This window comes from Chryseobacterium sp. CS3K3.1 (genome assembly GCF_059515165.1).
The window spans coordinates 57,414-77,384 of sequence record NZ_JCAKRV010000024.1 but is presented as its reverse complement, the minus strand read 5'-3'; the positions used below and the strand labels follow the sequence as shown (position 1 = coordinate 77,384).

The window sequence follows — 19,971 nt, the reverse complement described above, 5'->3', positions numbered from 1 at the left end:
ATATTGTATTTCAAATCCGGTTTCTGAGCTTGATCGGAAACCGGATTTTAATTTAAAAAATCAGTTATGGCTAAAATTTCAACAGGGCAGATTGTTGCCGAAGTCACAAGAAAAGAATACATTACTGACCATTTTATCAGAGTGTATCTCTACTCGCCGGAAGTTCAGATATTCAAAAATACTGTGGTGGGTGATAATAATAAAATTGCAGTTCCTCCGGCTGGTCTCAATGAGATTCATTTTCCGACGCTGGATGAAAACCATCAGTGGGTGTATCCGCCAAAAGATGTGGCTCCTTCCATCAGAACCTATACCCACAGAGGAATTGATCTGGAAAAAAATGAGCTGATCATCGATTTTGTAGATCATGGAGACGGCGGACCTGCTTCCAGATGGGTAAGAGAAGCTGAAGCAGGCTCCAAACTGGGAGTGATGATGCGCCTGGAAGGTAAAGAGCTCTACCCTGCAGCAGATTGGTACCTGCTGGCCGGTGATGCTACGGCCATTCCGGTGATCAGCGCTATTCTGGAAACACTTCCCGAAACAGCAAAAGGAACCTGTATTATTGAAGTTCATGGAAAAGAAGACGAACAGCTGCTTGAAACCAAAGCACAGATTGATTTTAAATGGTTACACAATCCACAGCCTCAAATCGGCAGTGAAATTTCAAATGCCGTAAAAAGTATTAAAATTCCGGAATCAACAAAGTTTGGCTATGTAGCCTGTGAATTTTCAAGCGTGAAAGAAATCCGTACCTATCTGAGAAAAGAGAAAAACTGGACTTCACAGGAATTGTACGCCTATTCTTACTGGAAAGCAGGTGTAGCAGAAAATGAATCTCAAGCGGACAGACATGAAGAGAAAGAGTCAATAGGATAACCTGAATTTATTCTTTTAACGCTGGGATCGCAAAGTTTTTTAATCTTACTTGAAAATAATTTCGTTCGCAAAGGCATTTCATTTAGCTAAGATATTTACTGTTTCATTGCTGAGTGAAACGCCTTAGCGAACTTAATGAGTACGCGATCTCAAAAAAAATTGCGATCTATTGCGTTATAATAATGGCACCCAACCGCTTTAATGAAAAACAATAAGAGCTCGTAACTCAAAAACCTGAATCACAAACTTTGAACTTTGCATCCCGAAGACCTATCTTTGCACTATGAAAGATTTAATGGGCAGAGCGATCTGGGATTATTACCACAATGAAAATCCGGAGGATCTGCAGACTGAAACGTCAATTTCTGAGCTGGATGAACTTCCGGTGGATTATTTATTCAGAGATTTTGAAGAAATGAATGATATTGAGCAGAAAGCGCTGCAGTTATCCAACGGAAAAGTTCTGGATATCGGAGCGGGTGCAGGTTCTCATTCTTTATACCTTCAACATGAAAGAAATCTTGAGGTGACCGCTTTGGATATTTCACCAAAATCTGTTGAGGTTTGCAAGCTGAGAGGGATTAAAAAGGCAGTTTGCGAAAATATGCTTGACTTTTCAGGAGAGACTTTTGATACGATTTTACTGTTAATGAACGGTACGGGAGTTTTTGAAAGCCTGGCAAAAATAGATACCTATCTTCAGAAACTGCATACTTTACTTAATGATAAAGGGCAGATCCTGATCGACAGCACGGATATCCTGTATATGTTTGATCGTGATAAAGATGGCGGAGTATACATTCCTGCAGGCGGATATTATGGCGAGCTGGATTATGTGGTTCATTATAAAGGGGAATCTGAAGAACCCATTACCTGGCTGTACCTTGATTTCAATACCTTGAAAAATGCTGCCACAAATAATGGTTTCAAAATAGAAAGAGTATTGAAAGATGAGGATTCTTATCTGGCAAAGCTGACCAAAAAATAATTTATAACAAGTCATTGCTGAAAGCGAAGCAATCTCATGAATTCATACATTGTCATTCTGTACACCGGAATGACTTTTTTTGTACTTATCCTAGCCCCGATAGAAACGGTTACCCCGCAGCAAAGAAGAGGCCCTTCGACTACGCTCAGGGTGACAGCCGGGAGCGAGGAGTAAAAGTGGATAGCGGGAATCAGCTTCTTAATTATTGTCTGAATATATTGATAACCGTTGCCAGCGGATAAAAAGAAAACCATTCCGGGAAATAGAAATACATCATAACAACGGTTACAACACATAAAATTACCGGAAATACATAAGATTTTGCACGGTAAGGGAGTTTTTGAGGAGTTACTAAAACACTGATGACAAGTAAACCCAAAGCTCCTGCTGCAATGACCCCAATTTCGGGACTGTATCGGGAAGTTGTACCGAAATCAAAATGGGAAAACAGAACGTACTTCTGAAATATAAAAAAAAGCACGCCAAATGCCAGTGTCAGAAAGGCAGGAAAGTATTTTCTGAGTTTTATTAAATTAAGAGATAGTAAAATAGCTCCGGGAATCGTACTGAAAAGAACACTGCTGACAAAAATAGTCATTCGTGAATAAAGCCTGATAGCATCCGGATCTTCTGTAATATGATCTTTCCAGACCTCTACTTCTTCTGCATGTTTTGCTTTCTCTTCCTCTTTTTTACGCTGAATCAGCTGCTGAACAGCCGTTTTTTCCTGCTCGCTGAAAACCCGTCCTCTTTCTTCCAGAATTTCCAAAGCTGCCTGAACGGCCTCCGGAACAAAGCGGTTGCCTTCTTTTAAATATCCTTCTAATTCCAGATTGGAAAGCTTTCTTAAAACATTTTTGTTAACCATAAGCTGTAGATAAAAGAAAGGCTGCTTCCAGAGAAACAGCCTGTGATCTTATAAAGATGATCATTATCCGATTTCAATACCGTTTTCAACATTGCTGTCGTCCGGTGTAACGAAAGATAATTTTCCGTCTGGTTTTGTTGTTAATAATAACATTCCCTGAGATTCAATTCCTCTGATTTTTCTTGGCGCAAGGTTCAGAAGGATCATTACCTGCTTCCCGATTAATTCTTCAGGAGTGAAGCTTTCTGCAATCCCGGAAACAACAGTTCTTACATCTACTCCTGTATCTACAGTAAGTTTTAGTAATTTATCTGCTTTTTCTACTTTTTCAGCTTCTAAAATGGTTGCTGTTCTAAGATCTATTTTAGTAAAGTCATCAAACGTGATCTCTTCTTTCATAGGGTTTGCGTTAGGGTTTGTTTTTTTATTGTTTTGTTTTGTGTTTTCCAGTTTTTGGATCTGAGCTTCGATGACATCGTCTTCAATTTTTGAGAAAAGAAGGGAAGATTCATTGATTTTGTGACCTGTCTCAATTAATACAGATTGGTTTTCAATAGAGTTCCAGTCTTTCTTCTCAACATTGAACATGTTCAATAGCTTATCAGAACTGAATGGCATGAAAGGTTCGCATAACTGAGCCAGAGCAACAGCTATTTGCACCCCAACGAATAAAGATTGAGCCGCTTTTTCAGGATTACCTTTAATCGTTTTCCAAGGCTCTTCCGTCTGAAGATACTGGTTTCCAAAACGCGCAAGGTTCATTAATGCAGTTAATGAATTTCTGAACTCATAATTTTCAAGGAATCCTGAGATTTCTTTTGCAGATTTACTTATTTCCTGCAGTTCAGGGCTGTTTACATCGCCTTGTGGAACAACACCGTCATAATATTTATGAATAAGAACTGCAACTCTATTGATAAAATTTCCGAAGATCCCTACCAATTCAGAATTATTCTTAGTCTGGAAATCCTTCCATGTAAAGTTATTATCCTTAGTTTCCGGTGCTGATGAAAGAAGAGCATATCTTAACACATCCTGCTGTCCGGGGAAGTCTTCCACGTATTCATGAGCCCATACCGCCCAGTTTCTTGACGTTGAGATCTTATCATTCTCAAGGTTCAGGAATTCAAAAGCAGGAACATTAGCCGGCATAATATAATCTCCGTGCGCTTTCATCATCGAAGGGAAAATAATACAGTGGAATACAATATTATCCTTTCCGATAAAATGTACAAGGTCACTTTCTGGACTTTGCCAGTAGTCTTTCCAGTCTTTTCCGTTTTTCTCTGCCCATTCTTTGGTGAAAGAGATATATCCGATAGGAGCATCAAACCATACGTACAATACTTTTCCTTCTGCATTCGGAAGAGGAACCGGAACTCCCCAGTTCAGGTCTCTGGTCATGGCACGAGGCTTAAGGCCATCATTCAGCCAGGATTTAACCTGTCCGTATACGTTAGGCTTCCAGTCATCTTTGTGGCCTTCAATGATCCATTCGTTTAAGAAATCTTCATATTCATTTAATGGCAGATACCAGTTTTTGGTTTCTTTAAGGATAGGAACATTTCCGCTAAGCATTGATTTCGGGTTGATCAGCTCAGAAGGAGAAAGGGTAGAACCACATTTCTCACACTGGTCTCCGTAAGCGTTTTCGTTACCACAATTAGGACATGTTCCTACAATATAACGGTCAGCAAGGAATTCTCCAGCCTGCTCATCAAAATACTGCTCAGAAACTTCTTCCGTGAATTTTCCTTTTTCGTATAAAACCTTGAAGAAATCCTGGCTGGTTTCATAATGCTTCTTAGATGTTGTTCTGGAATATTCATCAAATGAAATTCCCAGATCAGAAAAAGATTTTTTGATGATCTCGTGATATTTGTCCACGATATCCTGAGGAGTTACTCCTTCTTTTTTAGCTCTTATGGTGATAGGAATCCCGTGCTCATCTGAACCACAGATAAACGCTACATCTTTTCCTAATCTTCTCTGAAATCTTGCGTAAACATCCGCAGGAATATAAACACCTGCCAAATGTCCTATATGAACCGGCCCGTTTGCGTAAGGCAAAGCTGCCGTAATCATCTTTCTGTTTGACATTTATAGTAAAGTTTTGACTGCAAAGATAAGGAATATCTGTTGAATACCGCTATTGGTGGTGTTATTATGCTGCAGAATACAAATTTTAAGGGCCGAACACCAAATTAAGTTAAACAATTGTTTAACATTTTCTTAAATTAAAACAAATGTTATGTAATGCATAAGACGTTGTAAAATATTGTATCTTAAAAAACTAACTAAAATGGGTTTCGTAATATACATAATTTTAACTAAAATTATATTAAATTTATAATAATTCTAATTTTTTTTTAAATTGCGAGTCTGGCTTGAGGCCTAAACATGACTAAAAAAACGAAACTATAAAAAAATAAGATTGTGAAGAATTTTACAACAGTATTAAAAATCGCGCCCGCTTTTTTACTGGCCAGTACAGTAATGCACGCGCAGAAAAAAGATTCTCTTCCTCAGGAGAAGAAGATTGACGAGGTTGTCTTGATTGGATATGGTAAGCAGAAAAAAACAGATCTTACAGGATCTATTTCTTCTGTGACATCAAAAGATTTCAATGGGGGAGCAGCTACTGCTGATCAACTGATTGTTGGTAAAACTCCTGGGGTACAAATTACCGGCAACAGCGGTGCTCCTGGCTCAGGTTCTACAATTAGAGTAAGAGGAGGTTCTTCATTTATTAATAATGATCCGCTAATTGTTATTGATGGTGTTCCTATTGATTTTAACAATTTAAGCGGAGCAACAAATCCGTTATCATTGATTAATCCAAATGACATCGAGACATTTGATATTTTAAAAGATGCATCTTCTGCAGCTATTTACGGTAATAGAGCTTCGAACGGGGTTATATTAATTACAACGAAAAAAGGTACCGCAGGAAAATTCAAAGTTAATTTCAATACTAATTTTTCTGTGTCTACAAAAATGGGTAATGTAGATGTTTTGGATGCTGATCAGTTTAGAAGTTTTGTGAATACTTTTGGTACAAATGTTCAGAAGTCTTATCTCGGTACTGCAAATACTAATTGGCAGGATAAAATTTATCAACAAGCCTGGGGAACAGATAATAATGTTGCATTTTCAGGTGGTGTAAAAGGTTTGCCATATAGAGTATCTTTGGGGTACAATGAGCAAAACGGGATCGTAAGGACAAATGAATTCAGAAGAACTTCATTAGGGTTAAATTTTTCGCCTAAATTTTTTGATAATCATTTAACTGTTAATGGTAATTTTAAAGGAACTTTTTCTGAGAACAGATTCCCAGATGCTGGAGCTATCGGCGCTTCTATTTATTTTGATCCAACGCAACCAGTATATTCAGGGAATTCTAAGTATGGAGGATATTATGAATGGTTAGATCCTGCCAATACTGCTACAGGTTTAAATGTAAATGGAACAAGAAATCCATTAGGTTTATTATATGGTAAAAGAGATATTTCATCTGTCTTTAGGATTATTCCAAGTTTACAACTAGATTATAAGTTTCATTTTTTACCTGAATTAAGATTGAACATAACAGGATCTTATGATTATGCAAAAAGTGATGGTTCTGTTAACACATATAAAGAATACGCTCAAGGTATTGGAACTTTAGGATCTTATCGTTCATATTCTCAGGAGATTAAAAGTAAATTATTTGAATCTTATCTAAATTATGTAAAAAAGATTAATGCGATTAATACCACTGTAGATATAATTGGTGGTTACTCTTATCAAGATACACGATCGATTACTCCAGCAGCGCCTACATATTATGGAAATGGTCAAAAGACCGATTTTTCAACTGCTGGAGATACGCAGAGAACTTTACTATCTTTTTACGCCAGAGGTATTTTTACCATAGCAGATAAGTATATTATCAATGGTTCTATCAGAAGAGACGGTTCTTCAACATTCTGGAATGGAGCAGATAAGAACCAGTTATGGGGTAATTTCCCAGCAGTGTCAGTTGCATGGAAAATTAATGAAGAAAGTTTCTTAAAAAGTATTTCATCGATTAATTCATTAAAAATAAGAGCAGGTTGGGGTAAGACCGGTCAGCAAGAGACCGGTAATTTCTATCCTGCATTTGGTTCTTATTCTTATAGTAATAGTAGTACTGCACAGTATCAGTTTGGTAATAGTTTCTATACATTACTTCGTCCGGATGTTTACAATCCAAACTTGGTTTGGGAAACAACAACTACTAAAAACATAGGTTTAGACTTTGCGATTTTAAATAATAGAATTAGTGGTTCAATAGATTATTTTGATAAAAAATCTGAAAACCTTATTGCAAAAGTACCTACATGGGCAGGTGATTTAAGTAACTTTAATATTAAAAATGTTGGAATTATTGCCAACAAAGGTTTTGAAGCTAACTTGAATTGGTTCCTGTAAAAAATGAAAGTATAACCTGGGATGTAAATCTTAATGCTACTAGATTTAATCCTAGGGTTACAAGCTTATCTCAATATGTAGATTCATCATATAAAATTCAAGTAGGGACACTTACCGGTATTAATAACTATATTCAAGCAATTACAGTGGGTCAGCCCCTTAATGCATTTTATGTTTACCAGCAAGTTTATGATAATAATGGAAAGCCTTTAGAAGGAGCTTATGTTGACAGAAATGGTGATGGAAAATCTACTGAAGATGATAAATATTTCTATAAATCTCCAAATCCTGATGTAATCCTGGGCTTTTCTACAAAGGTAAGTGTAAAAAAATGGGAATTTAGCACATCGCTTAGAGCTGTTTTAGGAAATTACGTTTATAATAATTCTGCGTCTAATAGTTCAATTGCAAATATTCAGGCGAATAATTTCTTGAGCAATACAAATTCAAGTGTTCTAACAACACAGTTTGCTACAACACAACTTTTCTCGGATATGTTTATTGAAGATGCATCCTTTCTTAGAATGGATAATTTATCAATTGGTTATAATGCAGGAGAATTTATGGGAAAAGGAACAAATTTAAGAATAAATGCAATGGCACAAAATGTTTTTGTGATTACAAAATATAAAGGTGTAGATCCTGAGGTATTTGGAGGAATTGACAATGGTTTCTATCAAAGACCGAAAGTGTATTCAGTAGGGTTTAACTTCCAATTTTAATCAACATGAGAAATAAATATTTATATAAAAAAATAATAATAGGGTCTATTACTCTAGGGGCTCTATTCTTTGCAGGTTCTTGTACCCAAGATCTTGAAAGAGAACCAAGTTTAGGATTAACAGCTACCGTGTTATACAAAGATTTTAGTAACTATAAACCTGCCTTAGCTAAAATTTATGCAGGGCTAGCAATCGGGGGGCAGGGAGATCAAAATAATGCAGATGGAAATACGGATATAGGTGGAATCGACGGTGGTTTCTCAAACTATCTTCGTCAAATGTACAGTATGCAGGTTTTAACAACAGACGAAGCTGTTATTGCTTGGGCTGATGCAGGTCTTCCAGATATGCATAATATGACTTGGAATGCTTCCAATCCTTTTGTTGCAGCAATATACTATAGAATATTTAATGTAATTGCTGTAAGTAATGAATTTATTAAAAATACGACTGACGAAAAACTTTCCACAAATGGAATCACAGGAAGTAATCTTACAGAAGCGAAATATATGCGAGCTGAAGCTCGTTTTCTAAGAGCTCAATCTTATTATCATGCAATGGATTTGTTTGGAAATGTACCAATGGTAACTGAGGCTACTGATATCATTAATACTCCTCCTCCGAGAATTGCAAGAGCAGAACTATTCAAATATATAGAGTCTGAGCTTTTAGCTTGTGCAAATGATCTTAAAGATGCTAGAAGTAATGAATATGGCAGAGCAGATAAAGCTGCTGCTTGGTCTTTATTAGCAAGACTATATTTAAATGCACAAGTTTATACGGGCACAGCAAGATATACGGATTGTATTACATACTGTAATAAAGTAATAAATGCTGGATATTCATTAAAGTCAAACTATTCATCATTATTTATGGCAGATAATAATGTAAATAATCCTGAAGTTATTTTATCTGTAAACTACGATGGTACAAGTACAAAAACTTACGGAGGTTCAACTTTTATGGTACACGCTGCAGTGGGAGGTTCTATGCCTGCTTCTGAATTCGGAATCAATGGAGGTTGGGGTGGTATAAGAACTACAAAATCTTTTGTTAATCTATTTGCTGGTTCCCCAAGCGACAAAAGAGGAAATTTCTATACAAATGGTCAAAATTTAGAAATAAATAATATATCAACATTTACAGATGGCTATGCGTTTATTAAGTATAAAAATATAAAGTATTCTAATGGTGCTCCTGGATCAGATGTATCAGGTAATTTTGTTGACGCGGATATTCCTTTATATCGTTTAGCGGATATTTATCTTATGTATGGTGAAGCTGTTTCAAGAGGTGGATCAGGAGGAGATGCAGCCACTGCACTAGGGTATGTAAATGCCTTAAGGACGAGAGCGGGGGGAACTACTGTTGCTTCAGTTAATACCGATTTTTTCTTAGACGAGAGATCTAGGGAAATGTCTTGGGAAGCAACGAGAAGAACAGACCTGATTCGTTATGGTAAATTTACGTCAGGTTCATATCTATGGCCTTGGAAAGGTGGTGTAAAGGAAGGTAAAGGTGTAGATGAATATAGAAATCTTTTCCCTATACCGGCAAATGATATAGTGGCTAATCCTAACTTGGTTCAAAACCCTGGATATTAACTTTTAAACAGAATCTAAAAATGAAAAATTTTTTTAAAATTTTAGCAATAGTATGTATTGGAATTTTTGTTATTTCATGTGAAAAAGATGAAGATCAGGTAATTATTACAGAAACTGTAAAAAGTAAGATTACACCAGATAAGACAACTATTGTTTTAGATAAGGCTAATCCTGACAATGTAGCTCTAAACATCACTTGGAATAAATCAACCTTTAACGTAGCTGTAGTTTATACACAACAGTTACAATTTGCAATAAAAGGGAAAAACTTTAAGGATGCTTCTACTATGGAAGTGACAACTTCTCCTCTGAGCTTTACTAATAAACAGCTTAATAATATAGCATTAGGATTAGGAGCTGCTACTAATGTAGCTGCTGAGATTGAGGTTCGGTTAAGAACTTTGGTTGGTGCTGCACCTTTCTATTCTGATGTTAAGACCTTAACAGTAACGCCCTATCTTTTAGGTCCGGTTTACAATTATAATGATCTATATCTGATCGGGGATGCTACAGCGGCTGGATGGGATAATACAAATACAAATACGAAGTTTCTTCCATTACAAAAAACAGCTGCAGCAGGAGTGTATTCTTATACCGGATATTTTGCACAAGGCGGTTTTAAAATGATTAAAACTCCAGGATCCTGGAATACTCAATATGGAATGGGTAGTATTTCAGGTACATTAAGTACAAGCGGTTCTTCAGGAAATATTTCTGTATCTGCTGCTGGATATTATAAACTGACAGTTGATACCAATACTTTAACATATACCTTTACTTCAATTGGATCTCCAACAGTTACCTATAATACGATTTCAATGATCGGAACTGCATCAGGAGATTGGAATACAGATCTGGATTTACAGAAGTCAACTTTTGATTCTCACATTTGGGTTAAGAAAAATGTTACTCTGAATTCAGGTGAATTCAAGTTCAGGGCAAATCATGATTGGGGAACAAACTGGGGAAAAGCTCAGGAGTTTTTTGGTGTAGCTGAGCTCAGCGGAGGAAATATTCCGGTAAGTGAAACCTTTAAGTATGACGTATATTTCAACGATATAACCGCGGAGTATTCGGCAATTCCAATATTTTAAAACAATTAGAAATCAAACTCAAATAAAGCAAAGTGCTGCTTTACCGCAGCACTTTATTTTTTAAGTTAATAAATAGTCATTATGAAGAAAATTACAGTTGGAGCGCTTTTGCTCTCAATGATGTTTACAGGTGTGAAAGCCCAATCTTTAAAGTCTCCGGACGGGAAGTTCGAAATGAACTTTCAGCTGAAAGAAGGAGTACCTTACTATAACCTAAAGTATAATGGTGCGGTAGTGGTGGAAGATTCTAAATTGGGATTGCGATTATTTAAAGACACAGCCATAAAATTCGCTTCTGAGATTGCCAAACCAGAAGATGCAAAATACGACCTGAACAACGGTTTTGCAAAGACAGATGAAAAAAGAGACTCTAAAAATGAAACCTGGCAGCCGGTTTTAGGAGAAAAGAAAAATTATATCAATCATTACAACGAGCTGGCAGTTACCCTGAACCAGGCTTCTACAGACAGAAGTATTGTGGTAAAGTTCAGATTATTCAATGATGGATTGGGTTTCAGATATGAATTCCCACAGCAGAAAAATCTTAATTACTTTGTGATCAGAGAAGAAGACTCTGAAATCGATTTTCCTACCGACATGAAGGCATGGTGGATGGTTGCCGATTACGACTCTCAGGAGTATCAGTATCAGGAAACAAAAGTATCCGAGATTCCTTCAAAATGGGACAAAGCATACGATGCAAACGCTTCCCAGTCATTGGTGAAAAATGCAGTTCAGTCTCCTTTAATGCTTAAAAAAGAAGGAAAAGAACCATTGTATATCAATGTTGCAGAAGCAGCCGTATTGGATTATCCGGCTTCACATCTTGAGGTAGATGCACAGAATTATAAATTCAAAACGCATTTGACTGCCGACAGACAGGGAGCGAAAGGATATATTCAGACACCGTCAGTAACGCCTTGGAGAACGATTATCGTCGCGCCGAAAGCAGAGCAGGTAATGGATTCCAAAATGATCTTCAATCTTAATGAGCCTACAAAATATACAGATACCTCTTACATTCATCCTACAAAATATATGGGAGTCTGGTGGGAAATGATCATCGGAAAATCACAATGGGCTTATTCTACTGCTGAAAATGTACATTTAGGTAAAACGGACTTTGCAAAATTAACTCCAAACGGAAAACATGCTGCTAATAATACAAAAGTTAAGGAATACATTGACTTTGCGGCAGAAAACGGATTCCAGGGATTACTGATCGAAGGATGGAACATCGGTTGGGAAGACTGGTTCGGACACTCAAAAGAGTTTGTTTTCGATTTCATTACTCCTTACCCGGATTTTGATATTAAAATGTTGAATGAATATGCGCATTCAAAAGGAATCAAGCTGATCATGCACCATGAAACTTCAGGTTCTGCCACAAACTATGAAAGATGGGCGGATAAAGCTTTCCAAACCATGAATAAATATGGATATGATGCTGTGAAAACAGGATATGTAGGAGATATCATTCCTAGAGGAGAACATCACTATTCTCAATGGACCATCAACCATTATTATAGAATTGCAGAAAAAGCAAACGACTATAAAATCATGGTGAATTCTCACGAATCCGTGCGTCCTACAGGAGAAAGCCGTACCTATCCGAACTATATCTCTGCAGAAGCAGCTCGTGGAACGGAATATGAAGCATTCGGAGGAAATAAACCGGACCACCAGACGGTTCTTCCGTTTACAAGATGGATGGGAGGTTCTATGGACTATACTCCGGGAATTTTCCAGACAAAACTGGACTATTATTTCCCTGGAGATAACCGTTTCGTAAAAACTACGCTGGTAAAACAGCTGGCGCTTTATGTAACGATGTATATGCCGCTTCAGATGGCTGCAGACCTTCCTGAAAACTACAAAAAGCATATGGATGCGTTCCAGTTTATCAAGGATGTGGCAGCAGATTGGGATGATACAAAAATATTATCTGCAGAACCAGGTGATTATGTGGTGACAGCAAGAAAAGCAAAAGGAACTGAAAACTGGTTTGTAGGAGGTATTACCGATGAAAACAAACGTGAGTATACAGTAGATTTCTCATTCCTGGATAAAGGAAAGAAATATGAGGCAACCATCTATGAAGATGGAAAAGATGCCGATTATATCGATAATCCTCAAAGCTATAACATCTACAAGAAAGAGATTACAGGAAAATCGAAAATTAATTTTAAAATGGCAAGAAGCGGCGGTTTCGCAATTTCTATTAAACCAGTAAAATAATTGTAAGATACACTAAGGTGCCCCGGTTCATTGATTTTTTAATGTTCCGGGGTATTTTTTTAAGTATTTATCCGCAGTCTGGCTGATTTTCCCATTTTATCCAAATCCAATTATTCATGATGAAGTCTATATGAAGATACGTAATCTTATCGTTGTTGTTAAAAGAGATCAAAAAATAGACTTTCTCTTATATTTTTCGATGTATATATAAAAATTTAATGCTAAATTGAACACTAATATGAAGACAATATATGCAGCATTCGCTATTTCTATAGCTTCTTTCGCTTTTTCCCAGAAAAACCTGGAAAGAGTAGAACCTGCTTTCTGGTGGAAAGGAATGAAAAATCCTGAACTTCAGATTCTTGTGTACGGAAAAGATGTGGCTAAAAACGAGATTACGCTTTCAGATGGAATACAGATTAAAGACATCCGGAAAGTAGATAACCCCAATTATGTTTTTATTACAGTTGATACCCATGAAATAAACGTCCCGAAGTTTATCATCAATATTAAAAAAGGTAAAAAGAATCTTGCTTCGTACACCTATGAATTAAAACAAAGAAATCCCGGATCTGCGAGCCGCGAGTCTTTTACTTCAAAAGACTTTATGTATCTGATCATGCCGGACCGATTTGCCAACGGGGATGAAAAGAATGATTCAAAACCGGAACTTACCGAAAAAGCGAACCGCAGTCTTCCCAACGGCAGGCATGGAGGGGATCTTCGCGGAATTATCAACAACCTTGATTATATTCAGAATCTGGGCGCAACAGCAGTCTGGCTTACTCCTGTAAATGAGGATAACGAAAAAGTGTATTCCTACCACGGCTATGCGCAGACCGATCTGTATAAAATTGATGCCCGCTACGGAACCAATGAAGACTATAAAACATTATCCCAGGAGTTGAATAAACGAAATATGAAGCTCGTGATGGATTATGTAACCAACCACTGGGGCGGATCACACTGGATGATCAAAGACCTTCCTTCAAAAGACTGGATTCATTGGTTTGACGAAGGAGAAAAAGGATTTAAACGTTCCAACTATAAAACGACAACACAGTTTGATACCAATGCTTCAGATATTGATAAAAAATACGCACTGGACGGCTGGTTCGATACTACCATGCCTGATATCAACCAAAAAAATCCTTTGGTTCTGAAGTATCTGATTCAAAATGCAATCTGGTGGATAGAATATGCAGAACTGGGAGGATTTCGTGTAGATACCTATCCTTATAATGATAAAGATGCCATGGCCAAATGGGCCAAAGCGATCACCGATGAATACCCAAAATTCAATATCGTAGGAGAAACCTGGCTTTATACAGCAGCACAAATTGCAGCATGGCAGAAAAATTCGAAAATAGGAGAAATAGAAGGATACAACTCAAATTTACCTTCTGTGATGGATTTTATGCTGTTTGAAAATATGCCTAAAGCCCTTCAAGAAAAAGAAAGCTGGGATAAAGGAATGATTCGTATTTACGATTCTTTTACCAGCGATTTCCTTTATCCGGATATCAATAATACGCTTGTTTTCTTTGAAAATCATGATACCGAAAGATGGAATGAAATCTTTAATGCAAATCCAGATACCTATAAAATGGCGCTCACCCTGATCTCGACAGTAAGAGGAATTCCGCAGATTTATTACGGATCAGAAATAGGAATGAGAGGAGACAAAAAGACAGGCGGCGATGCAGATATCCGCAGAGACTTTCCCGGTGGCTGGAAATCTGATGCACAAAATGCTTTCAATCCATCCGGTCAAACTGCGGAGCAGAAAGAATTTTTCCGGTTTACTCAGAAGTTATTGAACTGGAGAAAAGGCAAAGACGTGATACATCATGGAAAAACTAAAAATTTCGTTCCTCAGGATGGTGTTTTTGTTTATTTCCGATATAATGAAAAAGAAACGGTAATGGTGGTGGTCAACAATAATGAAAAAGATCAGACATTAGATATGAAACGGTTTGCAGAATCACTGAATGGATTTACAAAAGGAAAAGAAATCATTTCAGACAAAGAAATTTCATTGCAAAATACAATGAATATTCCTGCAAAAACTCCACTGATTATTGAACTGGAAAAATAATTAATACATATGAAAAAATTAACGACTGCTTATACACTCATCCTTTTTTTACTGGGATTTTCTTTACTTACGGCACAGTCGAAAATCGGATTTGAAAAAGAAAAATCGGAAATCAGTACCATGCTTGATACCTTCAATGCAATGGCGGCAAAAGCAGATTACAATGCGTATTTTAACCTATTTGCGGATGAATCTACCTTCATCGGAACAGATGCTACCGAAATCTGGGATAAAAAAGCATTTATGGTGTGGGCAAAACCTTATTTTGACAAAAAGAAAACCTGGAATTTTAAAGCCCTTAAAAGAAATATTTACTTCAGCAAAGACGGAAAACTGGCATGGTTTGATGAATTACTGGATACCCAGATGAAGATCTGCAGAGGCTCGGGAGTGGTAGAGAAAATCAACGGAAGCTGGAAGGTTAAGCAATATGTTCTTTCTGTGACAGTGCCGAATGAGGTGGTAGATAAAGTGGTTATTGAAAAAGCACCTATTGAAGATGCATTAATTCAAAAACTGAAGTTGTAATGGCAATAATGATGAGGAAATATGATACTGGGAAGGTAGGAAAAAGGAAAAAACCAGACCTATCCATGCTCCAGATTATCAATATGAGCATGGGATTCCTGGGAATTCAAATGGCATTCGGATTACAAAATGGAAATGCAAGCCGTATTCTGGGGAATTTAGGAGCAGATGTTCACGAATTATCCTGGTTCTGGCTGGTAGCTCCCATTACAGGTCTGATTGTCCAGCCTATCATCGGTCACATGGGAGACAATACCTGGAGTCCGTTGGGAAGAAGAAAACCTTATTTCCTGATTGGAGCTGTCCTGTGTGCAATAGGGTTGGTTTTACTTCCGAATGCAGCTTCTGTTACTCAGATGTTTGCGGCCAATGCGCTTTTGTTAGCCGTAATATTTCTGGCCATGATGGATGCTTCGGTGAATATTGCAATGGAGCCATTCAGAGCTTTGGTAGGAGATATGCTTCCCAAACATCAAGGTACGATAGGATTTTCTGTACAAACAATTCTGATTGGAATCGGAGCAGTACTAGGCTCTTATCTGCCGGATTGGTTAACAAAAATGGGAATTTCCAACGAAGCACCAGCAGGATTTGTAGCAGATAATGTCATTTATTCTTTTTATATCGGTGCGGGATTGCTTATCATATCAATTCTATACACCATCATGACAACCAGAGAATATTCCCCACAGGAATTTGCTGATTTTGAAGATGGAAAAGAAGTAGAAAAACATGAGTCTAAGTTTTCAGATATTTTCAAAGACTTTGCAGCGATTCCTTTGCAGATGAAAAAACTGGGAATTGTTCAGTTTTTCTCGTGGTTTGCCTTATTTACCATGTGGGTTTTCACAACCAGTGCACTGGCAACTCATCATTTTGGTCTTTCTCCTGAAGATACCCATTCCAAAGCATTTAACGATGCTGGTGACCTTACCGGAAAGCTTTTCGGAATGTACAATCTCTGGGCGATTCCGTTTGCATTTCTGCTGACTCCAATAGCAAAAATGATTGGTAAAAAGCAGACTCATGCTTTAGCCTTATTGTGTGGAGGTTTGGGACTGGTTTCCATGTATTTCATTAAAGATGTCAACAATTTATGGATCTCAATGATCGGATTAGGCTTTGCCTGGGCAAGTATTTTAGCAATGCCTTATGCAATGCTTATTGAGGTGATTCCACAACGGAAAATGGGCGTTTATATGGGAATATTTAATTTCTTTATTGTGATTCCGCAGATCATCAATGGTTTGTTCGGAGGTCCTATCGTAAGCGGGATTTTCGGAAAACAGGCGATGGATTATGTTGTGGTAGGAGGCGTTTGCATGCTGATCGGAGCCGTAGTAACCATGATTTTTGTGAAATCTGAAGATGAAACTCCAAAGGAAATTGAAGAAGAAATCAAGCAGGTGCATTTTTAAAATTAAATAATTTTAAATATCAATAGGAGCGGGCTTTAGCCCGCTTTTCCTATAAGCACTCATCAATGGCTTTAGCCAAAACTTACATCAATAATGGGATACTACAATCTCCCACAGATTTTCATAAATAACACAGATGTTTGCATTTATACAATTGGTTCAATCCATCAATCTTTAGAAGAAAAAATATTTGACATAAAATTTTACCGCAGATAAAATCCTTGCGCCGTAAAAACATATCAAATGCAAAAAAAATTGCGTCTTTGCGTAATCCAACCTAGCCTATATTTTCACTTTTTGACCCTTTTTACTTCTCCAAATTTCCTTTCTTAACCTACATCAACTTTTTAAACGTTCACATCCCGTACATTTGTACCATAAATAATCACAGAAAATGAAAACAGTATATCATAAAGCAGATTCAAGAGGCCATGCCAATCACGGATGGTTAAATTCTTACCATACATTCAGTTTTGCCAACTATCAAAACAGAGACAGAACAAATTTTGGCGTTTTAAGAGTATTGAACGATGACACCGTTTCTCAGGGAATGGGCTTCGGAACACACCCGCACAGAGATATGGAAATTATATCCATTCCTCTGGAAGGCGATCTGGAGCATAAAGACTCCATGGGGACCACGGCAGTGATCAGAAAAGGAGAAATTCAGGTGATGAGTGCCGGAACCGGTGTTATGCACAGCGAATACAATAAAAATAAAGATGAAGAAGTAAAATTCCTTCAGATCTGGGTGTTCCCAAAAGAACAGAATGTTGAACCGAGATACGATCAGAAAAGTATCAAAGAAGGGGAAAAAATCAATGGATTCCAGCAGATTTTATCTCCCGATAAAAATGATGACGGAGTTTGGATTCATCAGGATGCCTGGTTCAATCTGGCCAACTTTAAAAAAGGAAATGGCAAAAACTATATGCTCAACAAAAAAGGAAACGGAGTGTATGCATTTGTATTAAAAGGAAGTGTAAAAATCGGAGACCGCGTTCTGAACGAAAGAGACGGATTAGGAATCTGGGATACTCAGAGCTTTAATATCGAAGCCGTGGAAGACACTGAAGTATTATTAATGGAAGTCCCAATGGAACTGCCGTCTTATCTTAAATAAAAGACTAAATTTGTAATTTTAAAAAATAAACCTCACCTATGAAAATTTTAGCAATAGCAGGAAGTAATTCAGAAGTTTCAATGAACAAGCAGTTGGTAGCCTATGCATCAACTTTATTTGAAAATGCAGACGTAGAAGTGATCGATTTGAATCCTTTCGAAATGCCAATCTATAAACATGAAAGAGAATTAGCGGGCGGTGTTCCTCAGGAAGCTCATGATTTCGCAGCAAAAATTGACGGTGCTGATGTATTACTGGTTTCTTTGGGAGAGCACAACGGAACGTATTCTACAGCATTCAAAAATGTGTTCGACTGGGTATCCAGAATCAAAGACAGAACAGTTTGGAACGAAGTACCAATGCTATTGATGTCTACATCTCCGGGCGGTAGAGGTGGAGCAGGTGTTTTGGAAGCAGCATCAAAGCGTTTCCCTTTCCACGGAGGAAATGTGGTGGAAACTTTTTCACTTCCTTTCTTTAATGATAACTTTGATAAAGCCGCTCAGAAAATTTCTAATGAAGAGAAAGACAGCGAGTTAAAAGAAAAAATTAAGAAGATTGCAGCCATTGAAACAATCCTTGAAAAATAGAATTTGAATATTCATTTAAAATTACTATTTTTGCAAAAAGAAAAGAGATGAAAATTCAGACCTCCTATAAACAATGTTTTTCTCATAAAGGGAAAGTTGTGGGCTCTGAAATTCTGAGATAAAATAACGGCCGATAATCTGAAAAGATTGTCGGCTTTTTTGTTTTCTAAAATCGAGTATAAAAGTAATTATTAAAATAAAATGTATCAATATACTAATGTACCAGTTTACCAATTCTCCGGTTTCCAAAGTGAAGCTATTGTTACATTGCTAAACTGATATATTGTTACATTATTAAATTATTAAACATGAGCAACACTTACAAATCAGCAGGAGTAGACAAAGAAGAAGGATACAAAACGGTTGACAAGATCAAAAAAGCGGTCGGTGAAACCCACAATTCCAATGTACTGAACCACTTGGGAAGTTTTGGTGCTTTCTATGAAATCGGTGGATACAAAAATCCGGTTCTTGTATCAGGAACAGATGGAGTAGGAACAAAGCTGAAAGTAGCTTTAGATACTAAAAAATATGATTCTATCGGGGTAGATTGCTTCGCAATGTGTGCCAACGATATTCTTTGTCACGGTGCTAAACCTTTATTCTTCTTAGATTATCTGGCTTGTGGAAAGCTGGATTCAGAGATCGCTGCAGAAATCGTTTTAGGAATGGTTGCTGCTTGTAAGGATAACAACTGTGCACTGATTGGCGGTGAAACTGCTGAAATGCCAGGGATGTACCAGCCTGGAGATTATGATGTTGCAGGATTCTGTGTAGGAATCGTAGAAAAAGACCAGATCATTGACGGTTCTAAGATCAAAGCTGGTAACAAAATTATTGCATTGCCAAGCTCAGGATTCCACTCAAACGGATTCTCTTTAGTAAGAAAAGTATTCCCGGATTTTGAAGAGGAGTTTGAAGGAAAACCATTATATGAAACACTTCTGGTTCCTACAAGACTATACTACAAAGATATTCACAAAGTATTGGAAGAAGTAAGAGTAGAAGGAATTGCCCACATTACAGGAGGTGGTCTTTACGAAAACGTTCCTAGAATTATTCCGGAAGGACTTTGTGCTTCTATTGACGAAACAAAAATCAGAATTCCTAGTGTGATGCTTGAACTTGAAAAAAGAGGTGGAGTGGCACGTGAAGAAATGCACGGAACATTCAATATGGGTGTAGGAATGGTAATTGTTGTAGATGCAGAACATGCTGAAAAAGTATTACACCTTTTAGATGACGCTTACGAAATCGGTGAAATCACTGAAGGAGCAGAGAAAATCAATTTGAAATTTTAAATGACATCAGATTTCAGATCTTAGATATCGGACGTAAGTCTGTAATCTTTAATCTGACATCTAACATC

The 19,971-nt window shown here is 37.2% G+C and carries 15 protein-coding genes; 13 read left to right on the top strand and 2 right to left on the bottom strand.

Annotated elements, in window-relative coordinates; translation table 11 throughout:
- The first annotated feature begins 66 nt into the window (after positions 1 to 66).
- Positions 67 to 879, top strand: a complete 813-nt coding sequence (locus tag AC5YGI_RS19485; protein WP_496169318.1) for a siderophore-interacting protein — start codon at positions 67 to 69, stop codon at positions 877 to 879.
- Positions 880 to 1,162: 283 nt separating this feature from the next.
- Positions 1,163 to 1,867, top strand: coding sequence for a class I SAM-dependent methyltransferase (locus tag AC5YGI_RS19480; protein ID WP_446106302.1), 705 nt, complete (start codon positions 1,163 to 1,165; stop codon positions 1,865 to 1,867).
- Positions 1,868 to 2,069: 202 nt separating this feature from the next.
- Here the strand turns inward: AC5YGI_RS19480 and AC5YGI_RS19475 are convergent, their stop codons facing one another.
- Together AC5YGI_RS19475 and metG are read right to left on the bottom strand one after the other, a co-directional pair.
- Entirely contained in the window at positions 2,070 to 2,735 is a 666-nt protein-coding gene (locus tag AC5YGI_RS19475; RefSeq protein WP_330745790.1) for a hypothetical protein, read from the bottom strand.
- 63 nt (positions 2,736 to 2,798) lie between these two features.
- A complete protein-coding gene (gene metG / locus AC5YGI_RS19470; protein ID WP_496169317.1) occupies positions 2,799 to 4,835 on the bottom strand; it encodes a methionine--tRNA ligase in 2,037 nt (678 codons plus the stop codon).
- Between the two features lie 336 nt (positions 4,836 to 5,171).
- On the opposite strand from metG, the gene AC5YGI_RS19465 reads away from it, so the two are divergent.
- The 11 genes from AC5YGI_RS19465 to purM all read left to right on the top strand — a co-directional run bounded on the left by AC5YGI_RS19465 (position 5,172) and on the right by purM (position 19,903).
- Positions 5,172 to 7,187, top strand: coding sequence for a SusC/RagA family TonB-linked outer membrane protein (locus tag AC5YGI_RS19465; RefSeq protein WP_496169316.1), 2,016 nt, complete (start codon positions 5,172 to 5,174; stop codon positions 7,185 to 7,187).
- Complete coding sequence (locus AC5YGI_RS19460) at positions 7,175 to 7,909, top strand: hypothetical protein (protein WP_496169315.1); 735 nt, start codon at positions 7,175 to 7,177, stop codon at positions 7,907 to 7,909. The genes AC5YGI_RS19465 and AC5YGI_RS19460 overlap by 13 nt, the downstream gene beginning before the upstream one ends.
- A 5-nt stretch (positions 7,910 to 7,914) precedes the next feature.
- Positions 7,915 to 9,513 carry a RagB/SusD family nutrient uptake outer membrane protein gene (locus AC5YGI_RS19455; RefSeq protein WP_137904206.1) on the top strand — a complete coding sequence of 533 codons (1,599 nt, stop codon included), beginning with the start codon at positions 7,915 to 7,917 and terminating at the stop codon, positions 9,511 to 9,513.
- A 20-nt stretch (positions 9,514 to 9,533) separates the two neighbouring features.
- On the top strand, positions 9,534 to 10,607 hold the full coding sequence (locus AC5YGI_RS19450) for a SusE domain-containing protein (RefSeq protein ID WP_330745794.1): 1,074 nt from the start codon (positions 9,534 to 9,536) through the stop codon (positions 10,605 to 10,607).
- An 81-nt stretch (positions 10,608 to 10,688) separates the two neighbouring features.
- A complete protein-coding gene (locus AC5YGI_RS19445) occupies positions 10,689 to 12,845 on the top strand; it encodes a glycoside hydrolase family 97 protein (RefSeq protein ID WP_110009357.1) in 2,157 nt (718 codons plus the stop codon).
- Positions 12,846 to 13,083: 238 nt separating this feature from the next.
- The gene (locus tag AC5YGI_RS19440; RefSeq protein ID WP_496169314.1) at positions 13,084 to 14,943 is read left to right on the top strand and encodes a glycoside hydrolase family 13 protein; all 1,860 of its coding nucleotides are present in this window, start codon (positions 13,084 to 13,086) and stop codon (positions 14,941 to 14,943) included.
- A gap of 9 nt (positions 14,944 to 14,952) precedes the next feature.
- Positions 14,953 to 15,471: a nuclear transport factor 2 family protein gene (locus tag AC5YGI_RS19435; protein ID WP_330745796.1), complete on the top strand. Its 519-nt coding sequence runs from the start codon at positions 14,953 to 14,955 to the stop codon at positions 15,469 to 15,471.
- Positions 15,471 to 16,889: an MFS transporter gene (locus tag AC5YGI_RS19430; protein ID WP_330745797.1), complete on the top strand. Its 1,419-nt coding sequence runs from the start codon at positions 15,471 to 15,473 to the stop codon at positions 16,887 to 16,889. Before AC5YGI_RS19435 ends, AC5YGI_RS19430 begins: the two co-directional genes overlap by 1 nt.
- 394 nt (positions 16,890 to 17,283) lie before the next feature.
- A complete protein-coding gene (locus tag AC5YGI_RS19425; protein ID WP_330745798.1) occupies positions 17,284 to 18,012 on the top strand; it encodes a pirin family protein in 729 nt (242 codons plus the stop codon).
- A gap of 38 nt (positions 18,013 to 18,050) precedes the next feature.
- Positions 18,051 to 18,602: an NADPH-dependent FMN reductase gene (locus AC5YGI_RS19420; protein ID WP_110009353.1), complete on the top strand. Its 552-nt coding sequence runs from the start codon at positions 18,051 to 18,053 to the stop codon at positions 18,600 to 18,602.
- A 308-nt stretch (positions 18,603 to 18,910) separates the two neighbouring features.
- Positions 18,911 to 19,903 (top strand): phosphoribosylformylglycinamidine cyclo-ligase, encoded by a 993-nt coding sequence (purM, locus tag AC5YGI_RS19415; protein ID WP_330745799.1) that lies wholly within the window; start codon positions 18,911 to 18,913, stop codon positions 19,901 to 19,903.
- Positions 19,904 to 19,971 lie beyond the last annotated feature (68 nt).